24 protein-coding genes are annotated in these 22,709 nt (G+C 73.0%); 7 read left to right on the top strand and 17 right to left on the bottom strand.

The genetic code is table 11. The annotated features are described in order from the left end of the window. Window positions 1-23: 23 nt before the first annotated feature. Entirely contained in the window at window positions 24-3,041 is a 3,018-nt protein-coding gene (locus WFH32_RS18145) for a helix-turn-helix transcriptional regulator (RefSeq protein WP_336708697.1), read from the bottom strand. A gap of 467 nt (window positions 3,042-3,508) precedes the next feature. On the opposite strand from WFH32_RS18145, the gene WFH32_RS18140 reads away from it, so the two are divergent. Together WFH32_RS18140 and WFH32_RS18135 are read left to right on the top strand one after the other, a co-directional pair. Beyond that, window positions 3,509-3,820 (top strand): hypothetical protein, encoded by a 312-nt coding sequence (locus tag WFH32_RS18140; RefSeq protein WP_336708695.1) that lies wholly within the window; start codon window positions 3,509-3,511, stop codon window positions 3,818-3,820. Next, window positions 3,817-4,824, top strand: coding sequence for a CorA family divalent cation transporter (locus tag WFH32_RS18135; RefSeq protein ID WP_191796374.1), 1,008 nt, complete (start codon window positions 3,817-3,819; stop codon window positions 4,822-4,824). The genes WFH32_RS18140 and WFH32_RS18135 overlap by 4 nt, the downstream gene beginning before the upstream one ends. A 109-nt stretch (window positions 4,825-4,933) precedes the next feature. On the opposite strand, the gene WFH32_RS18130 is transcribed toward WFH32_RS18135, so the two are convergent. The 9 genes from WFH32_RS18130 to WFH32_RS18090 form a co-directional block, all read right to left on the bottom strand. Continuing rightward, a complete protein-coding gene (locus WFH32_RS18130; protein WP_336708693.1) occupies window positions 4,934-6,490 on the bottom strand; it encodes a glycosyl hydrolase family 18 protein in 1,557 nt (518 codons plus the stop codon). 300 nt (window positions 6,491-6,790) lie between these two features. Continuing rightward, window positions 6,791-7,216 carry a D-aminoacyl-tRNA deacylase gene (dtd, locus tag WFH32_RS18125; RefSeq protein WP_191796372.1) on the bottom strand — a complete coding sequence of 142 codons (426 nt, stop codon included), beginning with the start codon at window positions 7,214-7,216 and terminating at the stop codon, window positions 6,791-6,793. Beyond that, window positions 7,213-8,220 (bottom strand): asparaginase, encoded by a 1,008-nt coding sequence (locus WFH32_RS18120; protein ID WP_442946359.1) that lies wholly within the window; start codon window positions 8,218-8,220, stop codon window positions 7,213-7,215. The genes dtd and WFH32_RS18120 overlap by 4 nt, the downstream gene beginning before the upstream one ends. Continuing rightward, the gene (locus tag WFH32_RS18115) at window positions 8,217-8,564 is read right to left on the bottom strand and encodes a DUF2516 family protein (RefSeq protein WP_191796370.1); all 348 of its coding nucleotides are present in this window, start codon (window positions 8,562-8,564) and stop codon (window positions 8,217-8,219) included. The genes WFH32_RS18120 and WFH32_RS18115 overlap by 4 nt, the downstream gene beginning before the upstream one ends. A gap of 9 nt (window positions 8,565-8,573) precedes the next feature. Next, complete coding sequence (locus WFH32_RS18110) at window positions 8,574-8,999, bottom strand: type II toxin-antitoxin system VapC family toxin (protein ID WP_191796369.1); 426 nt, start codon at window positions 8,997-8,999, stop codon at window positions 8,574-8,576. A 13-nt stretch (window positions 9,000-9,012) separates the two neighbouring features. Continuing rightward, the gene (locus tag WFH32_RS18105; RefSeq protein ID WP_138822733.1) at window positions 9,013-9,276 is read right to left on the bottom strand and encodes a type II toxin-antitoxin system Phd/YefM family antitoxin; all 264 of its coding nucleotides are present in this window, start codon (window positions 9,274-9,276) and stop codon (window positions 9,013-9,015) included. A 163-nt stretch (window positions 9,277-9,439) separates the two neighbouring features. Further along, window positions 9,440-10,591: an FUSC family protein gene (locus tag WFH32_RS18100; protein WP_191796368.1), complete on the bottom strand. Its 1,152-nt coding sequence runs from the start codon at window positions 10,589-10,591 to the stop codon at window positions 9,440-9,442. Window positions 10,592-10,651: 60 nt separating this feature from the next. Beyond that, window positions 10,652-11,875, bottom strand: a complete 1,224-nt coding sequence (gene ygfZ, locus WFH32_RS18095) for a CAF17-like 4Fe-4S cluster assembly/insertion protein YgfZ (protein ID WP_442946358.1) — start codon at window positions 11,873-11,875, stop codon at window positions 10,652-10,654. A gap of 83 nt (window positions 11,876-11,958) precedes the next feature. Next, on the bottom strand, window positions 11,959-12,579 hold the full coding sequence (locus WFH32_RS18090; protein WP_191796366.1) for an FABP family protein: 621 nt from the start codon (window positions 12,577-12,579) through the stop codon (window positions 11,959-11,961). Between the two features lie 250 nt (window positions 12,580-12,829). Between WFH32_RS18090 and WFH32_RS18085 the strand changes: the two genes are divergently transcribed. Continuing rightward, window positions 12,830-13,240: a DsrE family protein gene (locus tag WFH32_RS18085; RefSeq protein WP_336708690.1), complete on the top strand. Its 411-nt coding sequence runs from the start codon at window positions 12,830-12,832 to the stop codon at window positions 13,238-13,240. A 147-nt stretch (window positions 13,241-13,387) separates the two neighbouring features. Here WFH32_RS18085 and WFH32_RS18080 read toward each other — a convergent pair whose 3' ends face one another. From WFH32_RS18080 to WFH32_RS18065, 4 genes are all read right to left on the bottom strand, one after another. Then, window positions 13,388-14,059: a pentapeptide repeat-containing protein gene (locus WFH32_RS18080; protein ID WP_336708689.1), complete on the bottom strand. Its 672-nt coding sequence runs from the start codon at window positions 14,057-14,059 to the stop codon at window positions 13,388-13,390. Window positions 14,060-14,120: 61 nt separating this feature from the next. Next, window positions 14,121-14,582 carry a DUF4395 domain-containing protein gene (locus tag WFH32_RS18075; protein WP_191796364.1) on the bottom strand — a complete coding sequence of 154 codons (462 nt, stop codon included), beginning with the start codon at window positions 14,580-14,582 and terminating at the stop codon, window positions 14,121-14,123. 40 nt (window positions 14,583-14,622) lie between these two features. Then, complete coding sequence (locus WFH32_RS18070) at window positions 14,623-15,084, bottom strand: thioredoxin family protein (RefSeq protein WP_318244131.1); 462 nt, start codon at window positions 15,082-15,084, stop codon at window positions 14,623-14,625. Between the two features lie 25 nt (window positions 15,085-15,109). After that, a complete protein-coding gene (locus WFH32_RS18065) occupies window positions 15,110-15,844 on the bottom strand; it encodes a hypothetical protein (protein ID WP_336708687.1) in 735 nt (244 codons plus the stop codon). A 218-nt stretch (window positions 15,845-16,062) separates the two neighbouring features. Here WFH32_RS18065 and WFH32_RS18060 point away from each other — a divergent pair, with 218 nt between their 5' ends. Further along, window positions 16,063-16,839 carry a winged helix-turn-helix transcriptional regulator gene (locus tag WFH32_RS18060; protein ID WP_318244130.1) on the top strand — a complete coding sequence of 259 codons (777 nt, stop codon included), beginning with the start codon at window positions 16,063-16,065 and terminating at the stop codon, window positions 16,837-16,839. Beyond that, the gene (locus tag WFH32_RS18055; protein WP_318244129.1) at window positions 16,836-17,768 is read left to right on the top strand and encodes an alpha/beta fold hydrolase; all 933 of its coding nucleotides are present in this window, start codon (window positions 16,836-16,838) and stop codon (window positions 17,766-17,768) included. The genes WFH32_RS18060 and WFH32_RS18055 overlap by 4 nt, the downstream gene beginning before the upstream one ends. 54 nt (window positions 17,769-17,822) lie before the next feature. Here the strand turns inward: WFH32_RS18055 and nth are convergent, their stop codons facing one another. After that, the gene (gene nth, locus WFH32_RS18050; RefSeq protein ID WP_191796362.1) at window positions 17,823-18,554 is read right to left on the bottom strand and encodes an endonuclease III; all 732 of its coding nucleotides are present in this window, start codon (window positions 18,552-18,554) and stop codon (window positions 17,823-17,825) included. A 193-nt stretch (window positions 18,555-18,747) separates the two neighbouring features. Here nth and WFH32_RS18045 point away from each other — a divergent pair, with 193 nt between their 5' ends. Further along, window positions 18,748-19,425: a Crp/Fnr family transcriptional regulator gene (locus WFH32_RS18045; protein WP_030143997.1), complete on the top strand. Its 678-nt coding sequence runs from the start codon at window positions 18,748-18,750 to the stop codon at window positions 19,423-19,425. Between the two features lie 156 nt (window positions 19,426-19,581). Here the strand turns inward: WFH32_RS18045 and WFH32_RS18040 are convergent, their stop codons facing one another. Together WFH32_RS18040 and WFH32_RS18035 are read right to left on the bottom strand one after the other, a co-directional pair. Beyond that, the gene (locus tag WFH32_RS18040; protein WP_336708682.1) at window positions 19,582-20,070 is read right to left on the bottom strand and encodes a RidA family protein; all 489 of its coding nucleotides are present in this window, start codon (window positions 20,068-20,070) and stop codon (window positions 19,582-19,584) included. After that, entirely contained in the window at window positions 20,070-20,234 is a 165-nt protein-coding gene (locus WFH32_RS18035; RefSeq protein ID WP_021481786.1) for a hypothetical protein, read from the bottom strand. The genes WFH32_RS18040 and WFH32_RS18035 overlap by 1 nt, the downstream gene beginning before the upstream one ends. Before the next feature lie 143 nt (window positions 20,235-20,377). Here WFH32_RS18035 and WFH32_RS18030 point away from each other — a divergent pair, with 143 nt between their 5' ends. Next, on the top strand, window positions 20,378-22,708 hold the full coding sequence (locus WFH32_RS18030) for a transglycosylase domain-containing protein (RefSeq protein ID WP_336708681.1): 2,331 nt from the start codon (window positions 20,378-20,380) through the stop codon (window positions 22,706-22,708). Window position 22,709 lies beyond the last annotated feature (1 nt).

The raw sequence follows: 22,709 nt of genomic DNA, 5'->3' as shown, positions 1-22,709 counted from the left end.
GCCGACCCCGCGTACCGTCCGGCTCATCGTCCGACCCGGTGCGCGAGCACCGCGAGCTCGACCCGCGAGCGCACCCCCAGCTTGCGGAAGACGCGGCCCAGGTGCACCTCGACGGTGCGCACGGACAGGTAGAGCTGGTCCGCAGCCTCACGGTTGGAGCCTCCCTGGACGACCAGCAGCGCGACGTCGAGCTCCCGCTCGGTGAGCTCGTCGGCCCAGCGGGCGCGCAGCTCGTCGAGGGCGTCGTCGGACACGTCGCTCTCGCGCGCGGCGAGGCGCGGCCTGCCCGACGGCGCAGCCCCCGCGTGCGGGACGCCTCCCCCGGGCGTCGTGGTCGGCACGGGCGCGTGGTCGCTGCGGGCGGAAGCCACCTGGAGCGCGTGGAGGTGCTCGAGGACGCCGGCGAGCTCCCCCTGCGCCTGCCGCGCCCACGCCCACGCCCCGGACTGCGTGAGGAGCTCGACCGCGGAGAGCAGGTGCTCGTGGGCCGCGGGCAGGTCTCCCCAGCGGGTCAGCGCCCGGCCCAGACAGAGCTCGGTGCGCCCGTGCTCGAACGGCGACGCGATCCCCCTGCCCGCCGAGGCGACGGCGTCGCGCAGCGCGACCGAGTCCTCTGGCCGCGCCAGGGCGATCTCGGCACGGGCGAGCGTCGCGACCCGGTTCGCCGGGGAGAGGTCCTTGGCCTCGACGCGCCGCCGGGCGAGCGCCCGTTCGGCCGCGTCGGGACGTCCGGCGAGCACCCAGGCCTCGACGTCGTCCATCCCGGGCAGGTGCAGCATGTGGGCGCAGTCGCGCCGGTCCGTCTCGGCGGCCAGCTCGAGCAGCGTCGCCGCCTGGGTGTGGTGGCGCGCGAACGACGCACCGATGGCCCGGTCCACGAGGAGCCCCAGCCGGACGGGCCGCGACGTCGGGCAGGAGCAGGTCTCCTCGAGCGCGGTCGCGACCGTCCCGACGCTGCCGTGCACCGCCATGTCGAGGCGGCGTGCGACCGCGACCCCGGTCCCCGCGAACGGCAACCCGACGGGCAGGCGGAAGGCCGCCTCCTCGAGCTCGCGGCGCGCCTTGGTGATGTTCCCCGACCAGAAGTGGACGAGCACCTGCGCGAGGCGCAGGTGCGCCTCGACGTACGGGGTCACCGCACCGGACGGGGCGTCGAACCAGCGGCCCCCGTTCCGTACCGGCGCGAGGTTCGCGACCGCGCTGGCCAGCGCCTGGCCCGCGACGTCGAGGGCGTCCTCGTCGGCCAGCGCGATCGCGCGGCTGACCTGTGCGTACGCCTCCTGCTCCGGAGAGAGGCACGAACCAGGCAGGTTGGCCCCCTTGCCGCGCTCCCCCACCCCGTAGTTGGCGAGCCAGGACCGCACGACGTCGAGCCCGCCGACCCCCTGCGTGCAGCGTCGCGCGAGCCGCTTCGCCGCGTCGAACGCCTGGGACGCGGCGACGCCGTCGCCGCGCTCGGCGTGCAGCGTCGCCGCGCTCGTGAGCCCCTGCACGACGTCGCCGATCTCGCACCCCCCGGCCGCGTCGCGGGGACGGCCCTCGTGGTCGACGCAACAGGTGCAGGCGTCGTCGTTGTCCGCGAGCGCGAGGAACGGGGCGATCACGTCGTCAGGCACCTGGCCCTGGACGTGCGTGAGCGCCGTGACGAGCGGGCCCAGGATGCGGGCCGAGCTCACGCCGCCCTCGCAGCGCGCGGCCCGCCGCAGCCAGTCGGCCGCGTCGTGGACATGACCGGACTGGAGCGCGGCCGTCCCCGCGACCACGTACGCCTCGCCGCGGTCCGCCGCAGCGGCCTGGCTCGCGGCCTCGCGCGCGACCTCGTGGGCCCACACGACGTCCCCGCGCTCGAGGAGACGCTGGGCCAGGGACACGAGCCCCGGGGCGAGCGTCGGGTCACCCGCGAGCGTCGCGAGCGCCGTGTGCCAGGTGGCGATGTCCTCCTCGCCGACCGCCGTGTGGACCGTCGCGAGCCGCAGGTGCGCGGCCGTGCGGTCTGCGAGGCGGGCGTCGCCGTGGACCAGCGAGCGAACCCGCGGGTCCGTGAACGCGAAGCGACCGGAGACCAGCGAGAGCTGCCCCGAGAGCGGCCCGTCGAGCACCTCCTCGATGCTCAGCCCCGACGCGGCGAGCAGCACGTCCGTGCGCTCGACGACCGCGACCGCCGCGACGAGCAGCGCACGCCGCTCCTCGGGGGCGAGCCCGTCGAGCCGGTCGCCGAGCAGCGTGCGGACCGCGGGAACCGGGGGCAGCGGGTCCGGGAGGATCGCGGTGCCCGCGAGCTGCTCGCTCGACAGCAGCCGGGCCGTCTGGGCGATCGCCGCCGCGTTGCCCGCGAGGTTCTGGGCGAGCCTCGCCGCGACGTGCGGGGCCACGGCCAGGCGCTCCTCGACGAGCAGCAGGTGCAGCGCCTCGGGCGGCCCCAGGGGCGCGAGCTCACGGACCTCGATCGGGTAGGGCAGCGGGCGGTCGAACCCTCCGGGGACGGCGGTCGCGAGGAGCACGAGCGCGGCGCGGCGCTGGGCGACGAGCCCGACGACCACGGCACGGCTGATCTCGTCGACCAGGTGGAGGTCGTCGGCGAGGAGCACGACCGTGCGGTCGGGCACCGCCTCCTCCAGGTACTCGGCGAGCGCGACCGCGCCGACCTCGGGCAGGTACCCGTACTCCGGGTCGGCGACGTCGAGCGGGCGCACGAGCCGGTCCGGCACCGCGCACCCGGTGACCTGGGCGACCTGGGACACGAGCGAACGCACCGCTCCGCCGGAACGCTGCGGGCCCACCGTCTGGGCGACCCTCAGGACCAGGGGCGGGTGCGGACCGCTCGCCCCGTGCAGCGCCTCGTGGACGCGCTCGAGCGTGGTGCTCGCCCCCATGCCGGGTTCCCCGGTCCAGACGAACGCGCCCCGCCCGTCGGCGACCGCCGAGAGCGCGAGGTCTATCTCCGCCCGACGCGACGAGAGCCGCTCGGGCCGGTGCTCGGTGGACGTGCGGGACGTGCGCACCTGATCTGAGGTCAGGACTTCTTGCTGGCTGGCTGGCATGTCAGACCCTCCCGTCCGGGGCAACGATGGCCGGACGACTCTCAGGAATGTTAACAACCCGACGTAAAGGCGGGCATCCTGTCCTGTTACCCGTCAGTGTCTTCGGTGGCTTCCGCCGGGGGCGGTTTGCCGGGGCCTTCGACCAGGTCTAGGGTGACCTCGTTCCTCCGTCTGCTTCTGCCGAGAGATCTCGGTACCTCAGACGAGCACGGAACCAGAAGCAGATGAGAAGGAGGTGAGAGCGATGCCGGACGGCAGCAGTCATAGATCCCCGCACTGCGCGCTCGCTCCCCTCCACCCTGCCCGCTGACCCTTCCGGTCGGCTCTCCCGGCACGGCCCGCGGGGCGGTCGCCAGTGCGCTCCATGCACCGTCATCCCCCCTCGCCAGGACCTGCCCCTGCCCGCACGCAGGGCGGCCCGGCGTCCGGTCGGCACCGTCGAGAGCACGGCGCCGGGAAGGACCACCATGTCGACGAGCACACACCTCAGTGCACCCTGCCCCGCGACCACTCGCAAGGGCTCCGCACCACTCCGAACGAACCGGGCCACCACCCCCGCGCCCGCTCCCCGCCGCCCCGACCTCGAACGCCAGTCGATCACGTTCACGATCGGCCTGTACCTGTTCATCTGCACGACCCTGCTCGGGACGCACCTGCTGGCCGCGGGGCACGACGACGCCCCCGTCCCGGCGCCGCTGGTGACGACGACCGCGCCGACGGGGGCGACGCCGTCGGGCACCGACGCGCTGCCCACGGGCGAGACGGCGGTGGCACCGTGACCGGGACGACGCCCGCGGTCGCCGAGTCGCCCCGCGCCCTCACGTCGCCCCGCGCCGCTGCACGGCGGACGCCCGCCCCGGTCCGGACGGCCCCACGGTTCGACCCGCAGGCCCTGCGCGCCCGCTGGCTCCAGGTCGCGTCCGAGGACCCGGCCGCCCTCGAGCGTGCGGCGGAGGTCGGCGTCGACTTCTCCCCGGCGTCCGGGCGCGTCTGGGAGACCGACGACCACGTGTACCTGCCGGTCGTGGCGACCTACCGGCGCGGCGAGCGCATCGAGCGCGAGGTGCTCATGCTCGCGCTGTCACCCGAACGTGTCGTGACCCTCCAGCCCAGCCGGCACTACCCGATCTTCGACAAGGCCATCGCCCGCATGCGGCGCACACCGCGACTGACCCAGACGTCCTACGGCGTCACGTACGCGCTGCTGTACGCGCTCAACGAGGCCGCCGAACGCGTCATCCACCACGCCAGCGACCTGCTCGAGGACATGTCCGACCAGATCGAGGAGGCCACGCTCGGCTACGACCGGCGTGGGCGCGAGATCGGCGTGACCGACATGCAGGGCACCATCTCGCGCATGAACCGGGCCGAGGAGATCGTCTCCAGCACCCAGGAGTCCCAGCTCTCCCTCGCGCGCGCCGCACGACACCTGCGCAGCGAGATCGCCGACACCGACCCCGTGCTCGCGAGCCTGGTCGAGACCCTCATCGCGGACGTCGACGGCGTCAAGGAGCACGCGAGCTTCGAGCACGACAAGGTCCGCTACCTCCAGCAGGCCATCATGACCTCGCTCGACGTCAAGCAGAACCAGATCGTCAAGGTGTTCACGATCATCACCGCAGTGTTCCTGCCGCCCACGCTCATCACGTCGTTCTACGGCATGAACTTCACGCGCATGCCCGAGCTCGAGTGGGAGCTCGGGTTCCCGTGGGTCGTGCTCGTGACGCTCGTCGCCGCGGTCATCCCGCTCGTGTACATCAAGCGGCGCGGCTGGCTCCGCTGAGCCACGCTCCCCGTCCCAAGGACGTGCGGACGCCGTCGGGGCCACGACAGGCAGGTCGTGGTCCCGACGGCGTCGAGTTGCGCAGGGCCGAGGCCGCTACCGCGTCAGGTCAGACGCAGGAACCGACCACGCGCCACGGGCTCCAGTGCGTCTCGGTGCCCGGTGCGTTGGTGTGGACCCACCAGTTGGCCTGGTAGTTGACGCCCTGGTGGGACGCCACCTGGCCAGCAGTGTAGATGCCCGCCTTGGTCCAGTCGCCGTAGCATCCACCGGGAGCGTCCGAGTCGACCGGACCGGCCTGCGACGCACGGTAGACGTCCGCGGCCGTGCCGACCAGCTCGTCCTCGTAGTCACCCGCGAGGTCCCACCACATCGAGCCGCCCAGGCCCTTCTCCGCGACCCACTTCGCCTTGAACTCGACGGCGCGCGGGGTGTCGACCGTCCACCACTCGTTGCCGTCGTAGCGCCAGGACGAACCGGTCGTCTCGTCGAAGTACTCGGTGCCCAGGTCACGCAGCTCGAAGTACTGCTTGTAGCCGGGCTCGTGCGTGCCCTCGGCAACGCCCGCGGCGGACTGCCACGCACCGTTCGAGTCGCCGGCCACGACGCCGGTCCAGCCACGGCCGAACGCCGGGATGCCCAGCGTGATCTGCTGCGGGTCGACGCCGCGGCTCAGGTACAGGTCGATCCCCTGCTCGACCGAGATCTCGCCCGTGTAGGTCGGGTCGTCGTGCAGGTTGGACTGGTGCCCGGCCAGGTTCGGCGACCAGCCGCCGTGCAGGTCGTAGCCCTGGATGTTGCCGTAGTCGAGGTAGTCGAAGATCTTCGGCGCGTCCCAGCCCGCGTTGATGACCGTCGGGTTCACGGGGATGTACGAGGACAGGAGGTACTCCTCGCCCTGCGAGGCGCCGTACTCGTCGAGCTGCTCGCGGAACTCCGCGAGCAGCGCCGTGAAGTTCGCCTTGTCGTTCACCGGGTCGACGAAGTTCTCGGGGTGCTGCGACCAGCTCGGTGCCCCCGGCCACTCCCAGTCGATGTCGATTCCGTCGAAGAGGCCGGCCGCTGCGCCCGCGCCTCCGCGGCCGTCGATCTCCGGCAGGTTGCCCTCGAGGTAGAGGTCGATGCACGAGGAGACGAACTTCTCGCGGGACTCGGGCGTCGCGGCGGCCTTCGAGAAGAACTTGGACCAGGTCCATCCACCGATCGACACCAGCACCTTGGTGTCGGGGTTCTTCTCCTTGAGCTTGAGGAGCTGGTTGAAGTTCCCGGCGAGCGCCTGGTCGGCCGTGTCGGCGACCCCGTCGATCGAGTCCGCCGCGCTGACCGCGTCGACGAAGTCGGCACCGGCGACGCCGGCCCCGTCGTTGCCGCCAGGTGCGGGCGACCCGTCCTTGTCGGAGATGAAGCACGTCAGGTCGGTCGGGTGGATGTTCGCGAACGCGTAGTTGACGTGCGTGATCTGGTCGGCCTGGCCGGACTCCTGGAAGTCCTTGACCGTGTAGCCGTAGTTCTCGGGAGCCCACGACATGAAGTAGCCGACGTTGCGGTACCCGTTGATGTCGTTGTCACCGTTGGGGCTGACCGCGGCGGGCGCGGCCGGCGCGGCCGTCGCGGTGCCTGCTGCGACCAGGCCCGAGCCCACGAGGGCGAGGGTCGTCGCGGTCACCACGGCACCGGCGGCACGGCGGGTGCGGCGTGGTAGCGAGGGGTTGTTGCGGGATGCGTGCAAAGGGAGGCCTCTTCGTCTTCCGTGCTGCTGACTCCGGTCCGTTCCGGAGCCCCAGGCACCGGGGATCCCTGAACGGGAACCAGCGGCTGGGCACTTCCGAACCTAGCCAGGGGGGCGCGCGAATGATGTACGGGGCTTCCACATGGTTCACAGCGGTCACATAAGGGATTTCCCTTACCAACGCGGCGAATCGTTCGAAACGTTACGAAGGGTAGCCTTCCGCGCCTCGACGAGGCGCTACGCCTCGACGAGGATCGTCACCGGGCCGTCGTTGACGAGCTCGACCTGCATGTCCGCACCGAACACACCGGTCGCGACCTCGACGCCCTTCGCGCGCAGCGCGGCGACCACCTGGGCGACGAGCGGCTCGGCCACGTCCCCCCTTGCCGCACCGTTCCAGGACGGCCGACGCCCCTTCTTCGTGTCCGCGTAGAGCGTGAACTGGCTGACGACCAGCACGGGCGCACCCTCGTCGAGCACCGACCGCTCGTCGCGCAGGATCCGCAGCTCGGCGACCTTGCGCGCCACCAGCTCGACCTGCGCGGGCCCGTCGTCGTGCGTCACACCCACGAGCACGACCAGCCCCGGCCGGTCGATGCTGCCCACGACCTCGCCGCCCACGCTCACGCTCGCGCGCGCCACGCGCTGCAGGACGGCCCTCATGCGGCGTGGCCCGGTCCGAACGTGGCCCGCACCTCACCGACGGGCTTTCCTCCGCCCAGGACCGGGGTGCGGCCGACGCGGTCCAGCGCGGCGCCGTCGACCCCTGGGACGTCCCCCGCACCCAGCGACGCCAGAGCAGCGACCAGCACCGCGGGGCGCGGGCGCGGCGAGCCGTCGAGGACCTTGAACGCGAGCGCACGCCCGTCCGGCAGGCCCGCGCCGTACACGCCGTCCGCGCCGTCCTTGGCGACGAGGCCCGGCACGGCCCGCATGACGTCGGTCGCGTCGCGCCCCGTCCCACCGACCATCTCGGGGAACGAGGACATCGCGCGCGCCACCAGCGCCTCGGGCGACCCGGGCGCACTCGACGGTGCCGCGGCCAACCGGCCGAACGCCCGTGCCATCCCGAGCAGCGTGGTCGAGAAGAGGGGTGCACCGCAGCCGTCGACCGTCACGTGGAGGTCGGCCGCGTCGTCCCCCGTGAGCTCGAGCAGCGTCTCGCGGATCGCGACCTGCAGCGGGTGTGCGGGATCCAGGTACGTCGCGGTGTCCCAGCCCGCCGCGACGCACGTCGCGAGCATCGCCGCGTGCTTGCCCGAGCAGTTCTGGGTGATCGACGCCGGGCCGTTGCCCTGCTCCTGCCAGGCGAACGCCGCAGGCGGGTAGACCGGCATGTCGGGCGTGTTGCGCAGCGCCGACTCGTCGAGCCCGACGCCCGCGAGGATCTCGCGTGCCCCCGCGAGGTGGAAGTCCTCCGCGTTGTGGCTCGCAGCACCGAGGGCCAGCAGGCGCGGCGGCAGGGAGAGCCCGTTACGGAGCATCGCGACGGCCTGGAACGGCTTGACCGACGAGCGGGGCCAGATCACGGTCGACGGGTCGCCCACCACGAGGTCGGCGGCGCCCGAGGCGTCGAGCGTCACCAGGTGCCCCAGGTGCACAGACTCGACCAGGTCGCCCCGGACGACCTCAGCGAGCGGAGCGGCGGAGCGCAGCACGGGGGTCACCACCCGCCCGGACGGCCGCCACGGTTGCCGCCCGACCCTCCCGAGCCGCCCGACCCGCGGCCGTACGGCTTGAGGCGGGGACGCACGTCGACGAGGTAGATCACGGCGGGAGCCACCGCGAAGATGTTGAGGAAGCCGACGCTCGCCCCCATGGGCGGCAGGGCGATGAAGCCCAGCGCGGCGCAGACACCGAGGATGAGCAGCCAGAGGTTCTTGGTCAGCTTCCCCTCGGCCGTGTAGGCGTTCTTGGGGCGGCTCGCGGCGTCGATGAGCGCGACGAGCTGCGCGACGAACACCGCGAGGAAGAGGACGAGGTAGACGAGGGTCTGGGCTGCTCCGAACACGACACGAGCCTACGGCAGGACCCGTAGCGCCTCCGCGCGCGCCGCGCTCGCGACGCGCTCGTCCCACACCGCGAAGATCGCGTCCTCGTGGCGCAGCACCAGCGCCGAGGCAAGGTGCACGGCGTCCGCGCCGCGCAGCGAGTGCCCGTTGCCCCCCGCGAGGGCGCTCGCCCGGTCCAGGACCTCGGGCGAGACCTCGACCAGGTGCAGCGCGGGCCACAGCCGCTCCCAGGTGGCGAGCGCCTGAGCACGCTCGGCGGCGTCGAGGACCCCCGCTCGCTCGCCCGCGGCGAGCGCAGCGCGGACCTCGGTGTCCGACAGCCGGCTCGTGCTGACCACGTCCGCCCGGTTCCACAGGGCGCTCGCGAGCTCGGACCCGGGCTCGGCGACGCACAGCTTCACGAGCGCGCTCGCGTCGAAGTAGACCAGTGCCATGGGGCGCGCCCGCTCAGCGTCGGATGCGGCGCACGAGGCCCGACATCGCCGACTGCTTGGCAGCCGGGCGAGCGGGCGGCGTGTGCACGGGCCGCTCCTCGGTGGCCGGCGTCAGCAGGCCGTCCCGGGTCAGCGACGTGATCAGGTCCGCGCTGTCGATCGCGCTCAGGCGGGCGACCGGGATGCCGCGCTCGGTGATCACCACGTCCTCCCCGTCACGCGCCCGCTCGATCCACGACTTCAGCTCGGCCCGCAGGGCGCTGACGGAAACCTCCATCCCCCGAAGGTACCGGCCAGCGCCCGGATTGCGTAGACCTCCACGCGTGCCAGTCCTGCGGATGTGTCGGGTGCGAGCCCCGGCACGCCCGGGCACGCCCCGGCACGATCGGCGCCCCGCCAGACGCGCTCCCGCGTGCTCCCGGCGCGCGCCACGACCCCGGTCAGAGCTCGTGCAGGGCTGCCCGGGCGTCCTCGGGGGACATCCCCGCGGCCTCGAGCGTGTCCACGATCGGGGAGCGCAGCAGCATCACGAGCGACTGGACCTGCCAGTCCCCGGCACCGACGGTCCGCGGGTCGGCCGCGGCCGCGGTGTCGGCCAGGATCTCGCGCGCGGTCGACGGGTCGCGGCCCGCGCCGATCGCCTCGGCCAGGACACGCGTGCCGGCCGCGAACCGGTCGACGATCGCCGCGACGGGCAGGAGGTCGTGATCGGTCCCAGCGACCGGGCGGGCACGCCGGGCCAGGACGCGGACGCTGCGCATGGCACGGTCCACCAGGACCGCCTTGCGCTCGATGTCGCCCAGCTCGCTGCGGTGCTTGCGCCCCACGGGACTCACCCGGGAGAGTTCCTGGGCGCTCGTCGCGGTGGCCTGCCACTCCTCGAGCGCGGGCTCGGACGCCCGCCCCCGCACGAGTGCGGCGTCCAGGTCGTCGATGTCGCCCGAGCGGAAGCCACGGGCGAGCAGCTCGAGCGTCTCCGCGAGCTCGGTCGTCGCCTCGTCCCCCAGGATCCGAGGCCGACGGCGTGGGTCGCCGGGGGTGAGCGTCGCGACGAGCAGCGCCACCGCGCCACCGACCAGGGCGTCGACCAGGCGCCCCCCGGGCCCACCCGTCTGGGTCGCGGGCAGACCAACGATGACGATGGCCTGCACACCGGCCTGGGTCGCGAGGAGGGCGCCGCGGTCGATGAAGCGCGCGACCAGGGCGGACGTCGCGAGGACGACGGCGACCTGCCACCAGCCCGACCCGATGAAGTGGACGATCAGGTCCCCCAGGCCCACGCCCACCGCGACCCCGATCGCGAGCTCGCCGACCTTGCGGACCTGACGGTCCTGGCTGAACCCGAGGCAGATCCACACCGAGACCGGGGCGAAGAACGGGTACGGGTGCCCGAGCAGGTAGTGCGCGATCCCGTAGGCGACGCCCGCGGCGAGCGAGGCCTGGATGACGGGCCAGAACGCGACCCGGACCCGGGAGGTCCCCTGCCGCAGCCGGGCGCGGAGCACGAGCCGGCGGAACGCCTTGCGAGCCGTCTCGACCGCCCCCGGTTCCGGGGTCGTCGCTCCCCCGGCCGACTCCCGCGCCTGCGTCATGTGCTCCTGCTCACCGCGTCCCACCGTGCCGGAGTCCCGGCACGGTCCTCAGACTCTGTTCTAGATCATGCTCTGGGGCGCGCCCGCGCCCTTGGGAGTGATGCCTCGTGCGACCGGACCGCGGGGTGCGGGGCGGTCGACCGACACGCCCTCGCCGGGGACCACGACCTCCTGGGCCGCGGCGACCGCGCCACCGTCGCAGTCGACGACGAGCTCGACGTCCTCGGGGGCGCTGCGCTTGAGGACCGCGAGCGCCACGGGGCCCAGCTCGTGGTGCCGGGCGACCGACGTCACGACCCCCACGGCACGGCCCGGTGCCGCCACCCCGTCCGGCCCCGGGGTTCCGCCCGGCAGCCGCACCTCGGCCCCGGCGACGGGGAGCAGGTGTCCCGAGCCGTCGAGGTGGAGCATCACGAGGCGCCGCGGCGGACGGCCCATGTTGTGCACGCGCGCGATGGTCTCCTGGCCGCGGTAGCAGCCCTTGTTCAGGTGGACCGCGGTGCGCAGCCAGTCGAGCTCGTGCGGGATCGAGCGGTGGTCGACCTCGGTCGCGAGGCGGGGGCGCCAGGCCTCGACGCGCAGCGCCTCGCTCGCCCAGGTCCCGGCGAGCCGCCACCCGGCGGCCTCTCGGGCCGCGACGGCGTCGGACAGCTCGGCGCGGGGCACCAGGACCAGGCGCCACGGGCGGTGGGCACCGGGGTGCTCGTCGTCCGCGGGGCCGTAGCGCGTCCCTCCGGGCGCGGTGCGCGGCCAGGGGTCGCGCCACGTGACGGGCTCCCCCTCCACGCCCTCCGCGTCGCGGGGCTCGCCCAGGACGGCGATCTCGTCGCTCATGTCGGTGATCTCGACGCGGAGCGAGAACTTCATCCGGTCGAGCCAGGCGGCCAGGGTCGGGGCGTGCGAGCCCTCGGTCACGAGCCACGTGGACTCGCCGTCGTCGACGACCCCTGCCGCGTGCTCGACGTGCCCCTGCGGGCTCAGGACGAGCAGCTCGGTCGAGGTGCGGGGCGCCAGGCCCAGGAGGTTCTGCGACGTGATCGAGTTGAGCCACGTCAGGCGGTCGGGGCCCGTGACCCGCACGACGCCGTGGTGCGAGAGGTCGACGACCGCACCGCCCGACCCGAGCGCGCGCTGCTCGCCCGTCGGGTCGCCGTAGTGCCATGCCACGCCCGCGTCGGGGCCGGAGCCGGCGACCGCGCCGGGGCGCGCGAGCAGCGGGCTCGTCCGGACCGGGGTCTCGGTCACAGGGTCGGTCTGGGTGGCGTCGTCAGGTCCAGCGGTCACGGTGCAACAACCTCCTCGGCGCCGGTGGGCGCACGTCCGTCCGGCCGCGCGGTGGCGTCGGCCGTGCCTCATGCGTCGGAGGGCTAGAGGCGGTCCAGCTTCGCCGACGCATACGACTGCAACGGTTGACCGAAGGCCGCCAATTCCCAGACCCACAGGAGCTGGCCCTGGACGTTGCCGTAGAGCCGGTTCGACGCCGTGACCTCGGCCGAGGTGGCCGTGCGCATCATGGCGTCGCTCGACAGGTCCACCCGACCGTTGCCGACGACCCCCAGGTACAGGGTCATGCGGCCCGACGGGTCCGCGATCATGACCTCGATCGCGGACTTGTCCTCGGGCAGCCCCTCGGGGCGCTCGGGAGAGACGCGCCAGTAGCCCGTCTCGGTGGACCAGATGCGGCCGGGCGCGAGGTGCCCCTCGGTGCTCGGCTCGGTCTGGTCGCTCGACGCGTCGGCCTCGGGGTCGACGGGTTCGTTCGCGGTCCAGGCCTCCGGCACGGTCTCCGGGACCTCGGCCTCGAGGACGCGGAGGGTCGACTCGTACCGCAGGTACGGGCCGCCGTCGTGGTCGAACACGACGTCCTGGACGAACGGGGTCTCGGGGATCCCGGGGTAGGCGATGACTCCCTCGCCACGCCAGGAGCCCACGAGCCACGCGAGCGGGTAGGCCTCGGGGGCGAGCCCCTCAGGGAACGCGAAAGCCATCTGGTGGTACCTCCGGCGGTCCCAGCGGACCGGTGACGACGACGAGGGGAGCGGGACCGTGGTCCCACCGGGCGCGGACGCCCGGAGCGACGCTCAGGTCAGCGCTGACCCTTGTACAGCTTGTAGACGACGAACCCGGCGAACCACGTGATGGTCACGGTCGCGGCGATCAGCAGTCCCAGGAAGATGAGCTCGAGTGCATGCGTGGACATGTCGCCGATCCTACCGTCCGGCCTCTAGGCTCGCGCACGTGACCTCCCAGCCCGTCCCGCCGCTGTCCTCGGCCGCCCCGGCCGCCGTCTCCCGCTCGCTCGTCGTCAAGACGACGGCGGGCCTCGAACGCCCCGAGGCGACCAACCAGGCCTTCACGGTCGCGGCCGCCGCGGTGGCCGCCGGGGTCGAGGTCAGCGTGTGGCTGACCGGGGAGTCCGCGTGGTTCGGGCTCCCGGGACGTGCGAGCGAGCTCGAGCTCGAGCACGCGACGGCCCTGCCGGACCTGCTGGACGTGATCCTGTCCGCAGGGACCGTCACGGTGTGCACCCAGTGCGCCGTGCGCCGCGGCATCACGGAGGCCGACCTCCTGCCGGGCGTACGCATCGCGGGGGCGTCGGTGTTCGTCGAGGAGGCGCTGCGGCCGGGGGCCCAGGCCCTCGTCTACTGACGCGCCGCGGTCCTCGCAGCGGGGTACCCCTCTGCCCGACGGCGGCGCTCGCCCCGCGCGAGCGCCTCGCCTCGCGCTGCACTGCGGCGTGGCGTGTCCGGAGCGGCTCGCGGTGGCGTGGCGGGCTCCGGGCGGCGGACCTCGCGCTCAGTCCTCGACGCGGATGCCGAGCTCCGCCGCGAACAGCGGCGCCATCTCGACGAGCTGGGACGGGCTGAGCGTGGCCCCCGCGAGCCTCTCGAGGCTCGTGATCCGGCGCAGCGTCGCCCCGCGGAGGTCGGTGTGCGCCAGCCGGGCGCTCGCCAGGACGAGGTGGTCGACCGAGGTGTCCTCGAACGCGACCCGCGTGGCCTGGGCGTTCGTCAGGTCGAGCTCGTCCACGGTGCACCGCGTGAGCCGCAGGTCGCGGATCGTCGCCCCCCGGAGGTTGACGTACCCGAGCTTGCAGTCGACCAGCTCGACCGACCGCCACCCCGACTCGTAGAGCTCGGCGGACCCGATCCTCGACCCGGCCACGACGACGTCGTGCCACACGGACCGCGGGGCGCTCAGGACGGGTGCGTCGATCCGTTCGAGCCGGGACTCGCTGAACGTCGCGGCCCGCAGGTCCGCCTGGTGCAGCGAGAGCCCGACGAGGTCGCACCGCTCGAACGTGACGTCGGACAGGTCCGCGTGGGACAGGTCGCCACCCTCGAACCGCTCGTCGTGGCGACGCTCCTCCGCGCCGATCCCCTCGGCGTCGCCCGGGGGACGGACCCCGGCACGCAGCCGCTTGATCCGGGGAGGGACGGTGGTCGAGGAGTCGTTCTGCGCAGGCACCGCACGACCCTACGCGCTTCCTGCCACGGCACCCTCGGCGCCTCGCTGCCGGCGCGGGACCTCAGCGGGCGGGTGCGAACCGTCGGATCAGCAGGTACATCTCGCAGCCCAGGCACAGCCCGAACGCCGCGTTGAGCACGGCCGCCACCAGGGCGAGCGCCGCTGCGACCGGCACGGCCACGAGCGAGACCGTGAAGCCCAGGAGCACGCCGACCCCGGTGATGACGAACCCGACGCCCTGCGCGAACCGGGGCGGACGCGGGTCCTCGCGCTCCGCCGTCGGGCCGAGCCTGGGCTGGACGAGCGTCTTGAAGACCCAGCCCTGCCACGTGCCCTGCGCACCGCGCAGCGCCCCCAGCAGGAAGCTCAGCGCGATGAACGTCAGCAACCACAGCGCAGCCTGGGAGGTGCCCAGGAGGAGGGTCACGGCGAGCAGCAGAGCAGTGATCCCGGCCCCGACGCGAGGACCACGCGGGTCGATGCCCCGAGCCACGCTCGAAGAAGGGTGCGGGTCGTGCGACATGGCGGCTCCTCGGTCGGCCCGCCCCGGTGGGCGAGCGGTGTCAGGCGACGGACCCCGCGGGCACGTCGAGCGCCTCGACCGCCTGGGTCCGGTTCACGCTGCCGCTCATCCGAGCGACCTCTCGACCGGACGGGTCGAGGACGAGCACCGTCGGAGTGCGCAGTATGCCGAAGGTTCGCACGAGATCGTGGTGCTCGTCGACGTCCATCTCGCGATGTGTCACATCGGTGCGCGCCGCGACGACCTCGTCGAGCACGCGGGCCGTGTGCCGGCAGGGCGAGCAGAACTCGCTCGAGAACTGCACGAACGTCCGGTGCTCCCCGAGCACGATGCCGAGGGCCGCCCAGTCGACCGCGCCGTCCTCGGCCGCGGGCCGGGCTGCGCGGACCACCCCCTGTCGGCGCTGCCACCAGAGCCCGAGCAGCACGCTCGCGGCGAGCACCACGACCAGGACCACGATGCGCCAGACCATGGCGTCGACCTCTCTCTCGGACAGCGGCACGGCGGCCCGCCGTGCGGCGGGCCGGTCAGCCCACGAGCACGCGACCGACCACGAAGACCAGGATCCCCCCGACCGTCACGGGCAGCACTATCGCAGCAACGGCCGCCTGCCTGCGCTCGAGGGCCGGCAGCTGGTCGAACAGGGCGCGCAGCCCCGCGACCAGCATCCCCGAGACGACGCCCGTCCACAGCCCGTTGCTGATCGCGACCTCGGGCAGCACGTACCCGAGGGCGGCCCCGGCCGCCGCGGCGGCGACGACCGTCACGACCGAGCTCCACCACCCGGCGAGGGGCAGCGCGGAGATCGCGGACGCGACGGCGAGCGTCGCCGCGCACGTCACGACGAGCTCCGCCCCGGCGTCGGTGCGGTCGGTCGCGATCCACCCTGCGGCCGAGACCGCGACGACCAGTCCGCTCACCGTGCCCAGGAGCGACTCGACGAGTCGCGGGCGGCCGTCCCGGCGCAGCATCTCGGCGACGAACGCCAGCACGATGCCCATCGCGAGGACGAGCGGCAGGTTGCGCAGCGCGGGCTCGCCGTCGGTCGCAGCCACGACGGCGACCGCACCGACCCCGGTCAGGCCGATCACCAGGCCGGAACCGCCCGGGGCGGGCTGCCCCAGCAGCGCGGGCCACCCGACCGCGACCAGCACGACGAGCACGGCGGCCGCGATCGTCAGGGGCAGGAGTCCGAAGAACGCGGCGGCAGCGACCGCCGCAGCCACCACGGACGTGGCGACGGCGCGCGAGGAGAGACCCACTAGGCACACTCCCCCGACAGCATGAGCGGTGAGAGGGCGGGGTCGGCACCGGGTCCGAAGAGGCTGAGCACGAACATGAGTCTCCCAGATGACGCCGCACGAGAACACGAAACAAGGTTGTAACAGCGCAAAGGCCTTGGTCACCCCGTCGACCCCTGTTCCACGCGCTACGGTAATGATTCCGGCCTCCTCGGGGGTCACTGGGAGGAGGTGCGTCGGTGGCAGAGCTGTTGATCCTGACACCGGCGACAGGTGGGTCCGTCGACATCCTGCCTGCGCTGGGACTGCTGTCGCACCGCTTGCGGGTGCTGCCCATGGAGCCGTCGGCACTCGTCGACGCTCCGGACTCGGACGTCGTGCTGCTCGACGCGCGCCGCGACCTCGCGGCCGCCCGCACCACCTGCCGCCTGCTCCACGCGACCGGTCTGACGGTGCCCCTCGTGCTCGTCCTGACCGAGGGCGGCCTGACCGTGGTCACCGCCGAGTGGGGGGCCGACGACCTGCTCCTGGAGCATGCGGGCCCCGCGGAGGTCGAGGCCCGGCTGAGGCTCGTGATCGAGCGCTCGTCGCACGGCCGCGCCGACGACGCCCCGCAGGAGATCTCCGCGGGCGAGCTCGCGATCGACGCGGGCGGGTACACGGCCCGCCTGCGCGGACGCCCGCTCGACCTGACCTACAAGGAGTTCGAGCTCCTGAAGTACCTGGTGCAGCACCCGGGCCGCGTGTTCACGCGCGCCCAGCTCCTGCAGGAGGTCTGGGGCTACGACTACTACGGGGGCACCCGGACGGTCGACGTCCACGTGCGGCGCCTGCGCGCCAAGCTCGGCCCCGAGCACGAGCAGCTCATCGGGACGGTGCGCAACGTCGGCTACCGGTTCGACCCGCCCAAGGACCGGCGCGCGTCCGCGGCGGCCGACGGGAGCACGAGCGACGCGCCGGGAACCGAGGCGACCGAACCCACGGCCTCGAGCGAGCAGGTAGGTTCGTCCGGGTGACGACCGACTCGAGCGACTTCTCCGCAGCCCTCGTCGACGGCCCCTGGCGGCACGAGTTCGTGCCGGCCAACGGCGCCCGCTTCCACCTCGCGGTGGCCGGCCCCGAGTCCCGCGGAGGCGGTTCGGGCGCTCCCCTCGTGCTCCTGCTGCACTCGTACCCGCAGTTCTGGTGGGCGTGGAGGCACCAGCTCGAGGCGCTCGCCGAGGCCGGCTACCGCGTCGCCGCGATGGACCTGCGCGGCACCGGTGCGTCGGACAAGCCTCCGATCGGCTACGACGCCCCGACCCGTACGCGCGACGTCGCGGGCGTGGTCCGTTCGCTGGGCGCCGACCGCGCCGTCGTCGTCGGGCACGGGACCGGCGGCGGGCTCGCCTGGGCCATGGCCGCGCTCCAGCCCGCGGTGACCGCCGGCGTCGCGGCGTTCGCCGCGCCGCACCCCTCGCACGTCCACACCTCGGGCCGCAGGCTCCTGACGCCGCTCGCGCAGCGGCACCTCGCGTTCGCCCAGCTCCCGACGTTCCCCGAGCGGGCCCTCACGCAGGACGACCTGGTCGGCCGGGTGCTCGCGGACGGGTCCGCGACCCCGTTCGCCACCGAGGCGGTGGACACGTACCGCACCGTCATGCGCATCCCGTTCGCGGCGCACTCCGCGATGGAGGCCATCCGCTGGTCGGTGCGCTCCGCACCACGGCCCGACGGGCGCCGCTTCCGCAGCGCGCTGCGCCGCCCGATCGCCATCCCGACGCTCCAGGTCCACGGCGGGGCCGACGGCTTCCTGCGCCGCGAGCTCACCGACGCGGACGCAGCCGCCGTCTCGCGCTCGTTGCGCTTCGAGGTCCTCGACGGGGTGGGGCACTTCCTCCCGGAGGAGGCGCCCGACGACGTCACCCGCCTCCTGCTGGACTGGCTGCCCACCACGCAGGGCTGAGCAGGGTGCGTGGCGCGGGCCCTGCAGGCTGCAGGCCCTGCGCCGCCGCGCACCTCAGTCCGTCTTGACCATGCCCGCCGCGACCGCCGGGTCGGTCTCGCCGACCCCGAACGACGGGCACAGCTGCGCGATGGTGCACGCCCCGCACGCGGGCTTGCGCGCGAAGCAGACCCTGCGGCCGTGGAAGATCAGCCGGTGCGAGAGCATGGTCCACTCGCGCTTCTCGATGAGCTCGCCGACCTCCGTCTCGACCTTGACGGGGTCCTCCTCCGTGGTCCACCCCAGCCTGCGCACGAGGCGCCCGAAGTGGGTGTCGACCGTCAGGCCCGGGACGCCGAACGCGTTGCCCAGGACGACGTTGGCGGTCTTGCGCCCGACGCCGGGCAGCGTCACCAGGTCGTCGAGCCTGCGGGGGACCTGACCGTCGTAGCGCTCGACGAGCGCCTGCCCGATCCCGATGACCGACTGCGCCTTGGCCCGGAAGAAGCCCGTGGGCCGCAGGATGTCCTCGAGGTCCTCCCGGTCCGCGGCGGCGTAGGCCGCGGCGTCCGGATAGCGGGCGAAGAGCTCCGGGGTGGTGAGGTTGACGCGCTTGTCCGTGGTCTGCGCCGACAGGACGGTGGCGATCAGCAGCTCGAGAGGCGTGGTGAAGTCCAGCTCGCAGTGCGCGTCCGGGTACGTCAGCGCCAGCTCGCGGTTGGTGCGCCGTGCTCGCCGCACCAGGGCGAGCCGTGACTCGACGTGCGGGGCTGGTGCAGGACTCGAGGTACCGCCCGAAGTGGTCACGTCCGGCAGCCTACTCGGCCCCACCCACACCTCCCCCACGCCTTCCGCGCAGGTCTCACCAGGTCGGTGGCGATCCGAGTTGCGCGCATGAGGCAGACTTGTGGGAGGAATCACGAGTACCGGTTCGCTCGAACTCCGCCGATGCAGACGGGCTCATACCGGGAAAGTCCGCTCAACACTCGAAGGACATCGCGTGGACGACGACGTAGTGCTCTCGGCCCCCCTCTTCGCCACCATGGACCGCGAAGAGACCCGGACGCTGTTCGACTCGATGCAGCAGATCGAGCTCACCCGTGGAGACGTGCTCTTCCGCGAGGGTGAGCCCGGCGACCGGCTGTACGTGATCGCACAGGGCAAGATCAAGCTCGGCCGCCGCTCGAACGACGGTCGGGAGAACCTCCTGTCCATCCTCGGACCGGGCGAGATGTTCGGTGAGCTCTCGCTCTTCGACCCGGGGCCACGCACCGCCACGGCCAGCTCGGTGTCCGACGCTCTGCTCTACGAGCTCCGCCACGAGCAGCTCATCGAGTGGATCGAGAAGCACCCGAGCGTCGCGAAGCACCTGCTCAACGCGCTGGCCCGCCGGCTGCGCCGCACCAACGAGACGCTCGCCGACCTGGTGTTCTCGGACGTGCCCGGCCGTGTCGCCAAGGCGCTCCTCGACCTGTCGACCCGCTTCGGCGAGGAGACCGACGAGGGCGTGCGCGTCGCGCACGACCTCACGCAGGAGGAGCTCGCCCAGCTCGTCGGCGCGTCGCGCGAGACGGTCAACAAGGCCCTCGCCGACTTCGCCACGCGCGGGTGGGTCCGCCGCGAGGGCCGGGCGGTCGTCCTGCTCGACGTCGACCGGCTCGAGCGCCGCGCGCGCTGACCGCGGACGCACCAGACCAGCGAGAGGCCGGGGGGGGGGGGGGGGGGGGGGGGGGGGGGGGGGGGCGCCCCCCGGCCCCGCGCCCCCCCGCGCGCGCGGCGGGGCGCGCCCCCTGCGGGGCGCCCCCCGGGCCTCTCGCCGTCTCGGAAGCGTCGCTCAGGCGTCCGCAGGGTCCGCGAGCTCGACGACGAGCTCCACCTCCACCGGGGAGTCGAGCGGGAGCACCGCCACGCCCACCGCGCTGCGCGCATGGATTCCGGCCTCGCCGAAGATCTCCCCGAGCACCGTGCTGGCGCCGTTGATCACGGCCGGCTGACCCGTGAACGACGGGTCGCTCGCCACGAACCCGACGACCTTGACGATCCGCGAGACCTGGTCGAGATCCCCCACGAGCGCCTTGACCGCCGCGAGCGCGTTGAGCGCGCTCGTGCGGGCGTAGCCCGCCGCGTCGGTCGGCGCGACGAGCCCCTCGCCGTCACCCACCTTGCCGGTCGCCGGCAGGGCGCCCGCCACGAACGGGAGCTGGCCCGAGGTGTACACGTACCGGCCGGTGCGCACCGCGGGCACGTACGCCGCGACGGGCGCGGCGACGTCGGGCAGGGTGATGCCCAGCTCGGCGAGCCGGGCGTCGACGACGCCGACCACTACTTCTCGCCGGTCGGGCGCTTGAGGTAGGCCACGAGGCCGTTCCCGTCCGGTCCCGTGACGACCTGGACGAGCTCCCAGCCGTCCGAGCCCCACTGGTCGAGGACTGCCTTGGTGTTGTGGATGATGAGGGGGATGGTCGCGTACTCCCAGGTGGTTGCCATGCGCCCGAGCGTAGTCGCCATCCAGCCTGCGCACAGGTCACACCCGCTCCCCGAACCGGCCCACGGATGCTCACACAACCCGCACACCGGACGAGGGCGGAATCCCCCGGGGACCGTCTGGGCCCTCCCGTAGGCTTGCGCCTATGGCTTCCCCTGCGCGTCCCCGTCGACAAGTCAACGCCTATCAGCTCATCGCCCTGCTGCTGGCGTTCGTCCTGGTCTCCGGGGTCGGAGGCGTGCTCGGCGCGGGCCTGCTCATCCCCCTCGCGGCGGGCGCCAGCCAGGTCACCGACAGCAGCGTCCAGATCTTCGAGGAGCTGCCCGACGAGCTCGAGCCGGGCCCCCTCGCCGAGCTCTCGCGCGTCTACGCCAAGGACGGCACCACGCTGCTCGCGACCTTCTACCAGGAGAACCGCATCGTGGTCCCCCTGGACCAGGTCTCCGAGCACATGAAGAACGCGGTCGTCGCGACCGAGGACAAGCGCTTCTACGAGCACGGCGGGATCGACCCCGAGGGCACCGTGCGTGCCGCCGTGAACAACGCGATGGGCAAGTCGCAGCAGGGTGGGTCGAGCCTGACCCAGCAGTACGTCAAGAACGTCCTGATCGAGCAGGCCGTCCGCGCCGAGGACCCCATCGCCATGGAGGCGGTCAAGGAGAGCAGCATCGAGCGCAAGGCCCGCGAGGCCAAGCTCGCGATCTCGCTCGAGAAGCGCATGACGAAGGACGAGATCCTCCAGGGCTACCTCAACATCGCGCAGTTCGGCGTCCGGGTCTACGGCGTCGAGACCGCGGCGCGGCACTACTTCGGCAAGAGCGCGTCCGATCTCTCGATCGTCGAGGCCGCGACCATCGCCGGCGTGACCAACGCTCCCGGCAAGTACGACCCTGTGAGCAACCCGGCGAAGTCCGAGGAGCGACGTAACCTGGTGCTCCGTCGAATGCTCGAACAGGGCTACATCACCCAGCAGGAGCACGACGAGGCCGTCGCGACCCCGCTGCCCGCGACCCTCAACATCGTGCCCGTGGAGGTCGGCTGCGAGGCCGCCAACGGCGCGGCGTTCTTCTGCGACTACGTCACGAAGGTCATCATCTCCAACCCGAGCTTCGGCGAGACCGAGAAGGACCGCAAGGCCCTGCTCTACCGCGGAGGCCTCGACATCACGACGACGCTCGACCCCGCGATGCAGGCCGCGGCCGAGGAGAACGCGCTGGCAGCGGTGCCGACGAACGACCCGAGCGGCATCGAGGACGCGATCGTCTCCATCGAGCCCGGCACCGGGAAGATCCTGGCGATGGCCCAGAACCGACCGTACGACGCGGCCCTCGAACCCGAGCCGGGTACCACGGCGCAGAACTACAGCGCGGACCAGGCTCACGGCTCCTCCCGAGGCTTCTCCCCTGGATCGACGTGGAAGCCCTTCCTCCTGGCCGAGTGGCTCAGGTCCGGCCACACGCTCAACGAGTCGGTGAGCGCGAACAAGCGCGCATGGAACAACACCGACTTCGACTGGTGCGGCGCGCGGGTGCGCAACGAGGCAAAGCCCTGGAGCCCCAGCAACTCCGACGGCAACAACGACCAGGGCAACATCTCCGTCCTGCGCGCCACGTACAACTCGATCAACACCGCGTACGCGTCCATGGAGTCCCAGCTGCGTCTGTGCGACGTCAAGTCGACCGCCGAGGCCATCGGGTTCAAGCCGGCCGTCACGGCCGACAAGGAGGCTGGCGTCAAGATGATGCCGTCGATGGTCATCGGCACCCAGGAGTCCTCTCCCCTGCAGATGGCCGCGGCCTACGCCACGTTCGCCAGCGGCGGCACCTACTGCGACCCCATCGCGATCACCCGCATCGTCGACGCGGAGGGCAAGGACCTCGAGGTCCCGTCGGCGAACTGCACGGCCGCGCTCGACCCTGCGGTGGCCAACACCGTGACCTACGCGCTCGAGAACGTCATGACCCAGGGCTCCGGCAAGAAGTCGCAGCTCGACGGGCGCCCGAGCGCAGGAAAGACCGGTACCGCGAACCTCAACACCCACACCTGGTTCGTCGGCTACACCCCGCAGGTCTCCACGGCCGTGTGGATCGGCAACGCCGAGAAGAACGTCGAGATGCGGAGCAACGGGCGCGGTCGCTTCGTCATCAACGGCGTCGGCAAGCAGTGGTGGTTCGGCTCGGACCTCGCGGCGCCGACCTGGCGTGACTACATGAACACCGTCCTCGCGGGCACCCCCGCCCAGCCGTTCCCGGCGCCGGACCCGAAGATGGTCGGCCAGGTCCAGGCTCCGCCGACCACGACGCCCCCCACGACCCCCACGACCCCGCCGAGCGATGGTGGGACCGGCAACGGCGGCAACGGGAACGGTGGCGGCAACGGGAACGGCAACGGCGGGAACGGCAACGGCGGCGGTAATGGCGGCGGGAACGGGAACGGCGGCGGCGAGACCGGCACGCCGGGCGGGGAGCAGGACTGAC

The organism is Oerskovia sp. USHLN155, from assembly GCF_037145535.1.
GTDB lineage: Bacteria > Actinomycetota > Actinomycetes > Actinomycetales > Cellulomonadaceae > Oerskovia > Oerskovia rustica.
The sequence above is the reverse complement of the archived record's forward strand: the minus strand, read 5'-3'. Positions and strand labels throughout refer to the sequence as shown.

What these genes read in the sequence shown, in the direction of transcription:
- WFH32_RS18140 (WP_336708695.1), top strand. Translation starts at nt 3,509, where the DNA reads ATGTCGACGAGCACACACCTCAGTGCACCCTGCCCCGCGACCACTCGC.
- WFH32_RS18090 (WP_191796366.1), bottom strand. Translation starts at nt 12,579, where the DNA reads ATGGCTTTCGCGTTCCCTGAGGGGCTCGCCCCCGAGGCCTACCCGCTC.
- WFH32_RS18035 (WP_021481786.1), bottom strand. Translation starts at nt 20,234, where the DNA reads ATGGCAACCACCTGGGAGTACGCGACCATCCCCCTCATCATCCACAAC.
- WFH32_RS18075 (WP_191796364.1), bottom strand. Translation starts at nt 14,582, where the DNA reads ATGTCGCACGACCCGCACCCTTCTTCGAGCGTGGCTCGGGGCATCGAC.
- dtd (WP_191796372.1), bottom strand. Translation starts at nt 7,216, where the DNA reads ATGAGGGCCGTCCTGCAGCGCGTGGCGCGCGCGAGCGTGAGCGTGGGC.
- WFH32_RS18100 (WP_191796368.1), bottom strand. Translation starts at nt 10,591, where the DNA reads ATGACGCAGGCGCGGGAGTCGGCCGGGGGAGCGACGACCCCGGAACCG.
- WFH32_RS18145 (WP_336708697.1), bottom strand. Translation starts at nt 3,041, where the DNA reads ATGCCAGCCAGCCAGCAAGAAGTCCTGACCTCAGATCAGGTGCGCACG.
- WFH32_RS18105 (WP_138822733.1), bottom strand. Translation starts at nt 9,276, where the DNA reads ATGGAGGTTTCCGTCAGCGCCCTGCGGGCCGAGCTGAAGTCGTGGATC.
- WFH32_RS18030 (WP_336708681.1), top strand. Translation starts at nt 20,378, where the DNA reads ATGGCTTCCCCTGCGCGTCCCCGTCGACAAGTCAACGCCTATCAGCTC.
- WFH32_RS18110 (WP_191796369.1), bottom strand. Translation starts at nt 8,999, where the DNA reads ATGGCACTGGTCTACTTCGACGCGAGCGCGCTCGTGAAGCTGTGCGTC.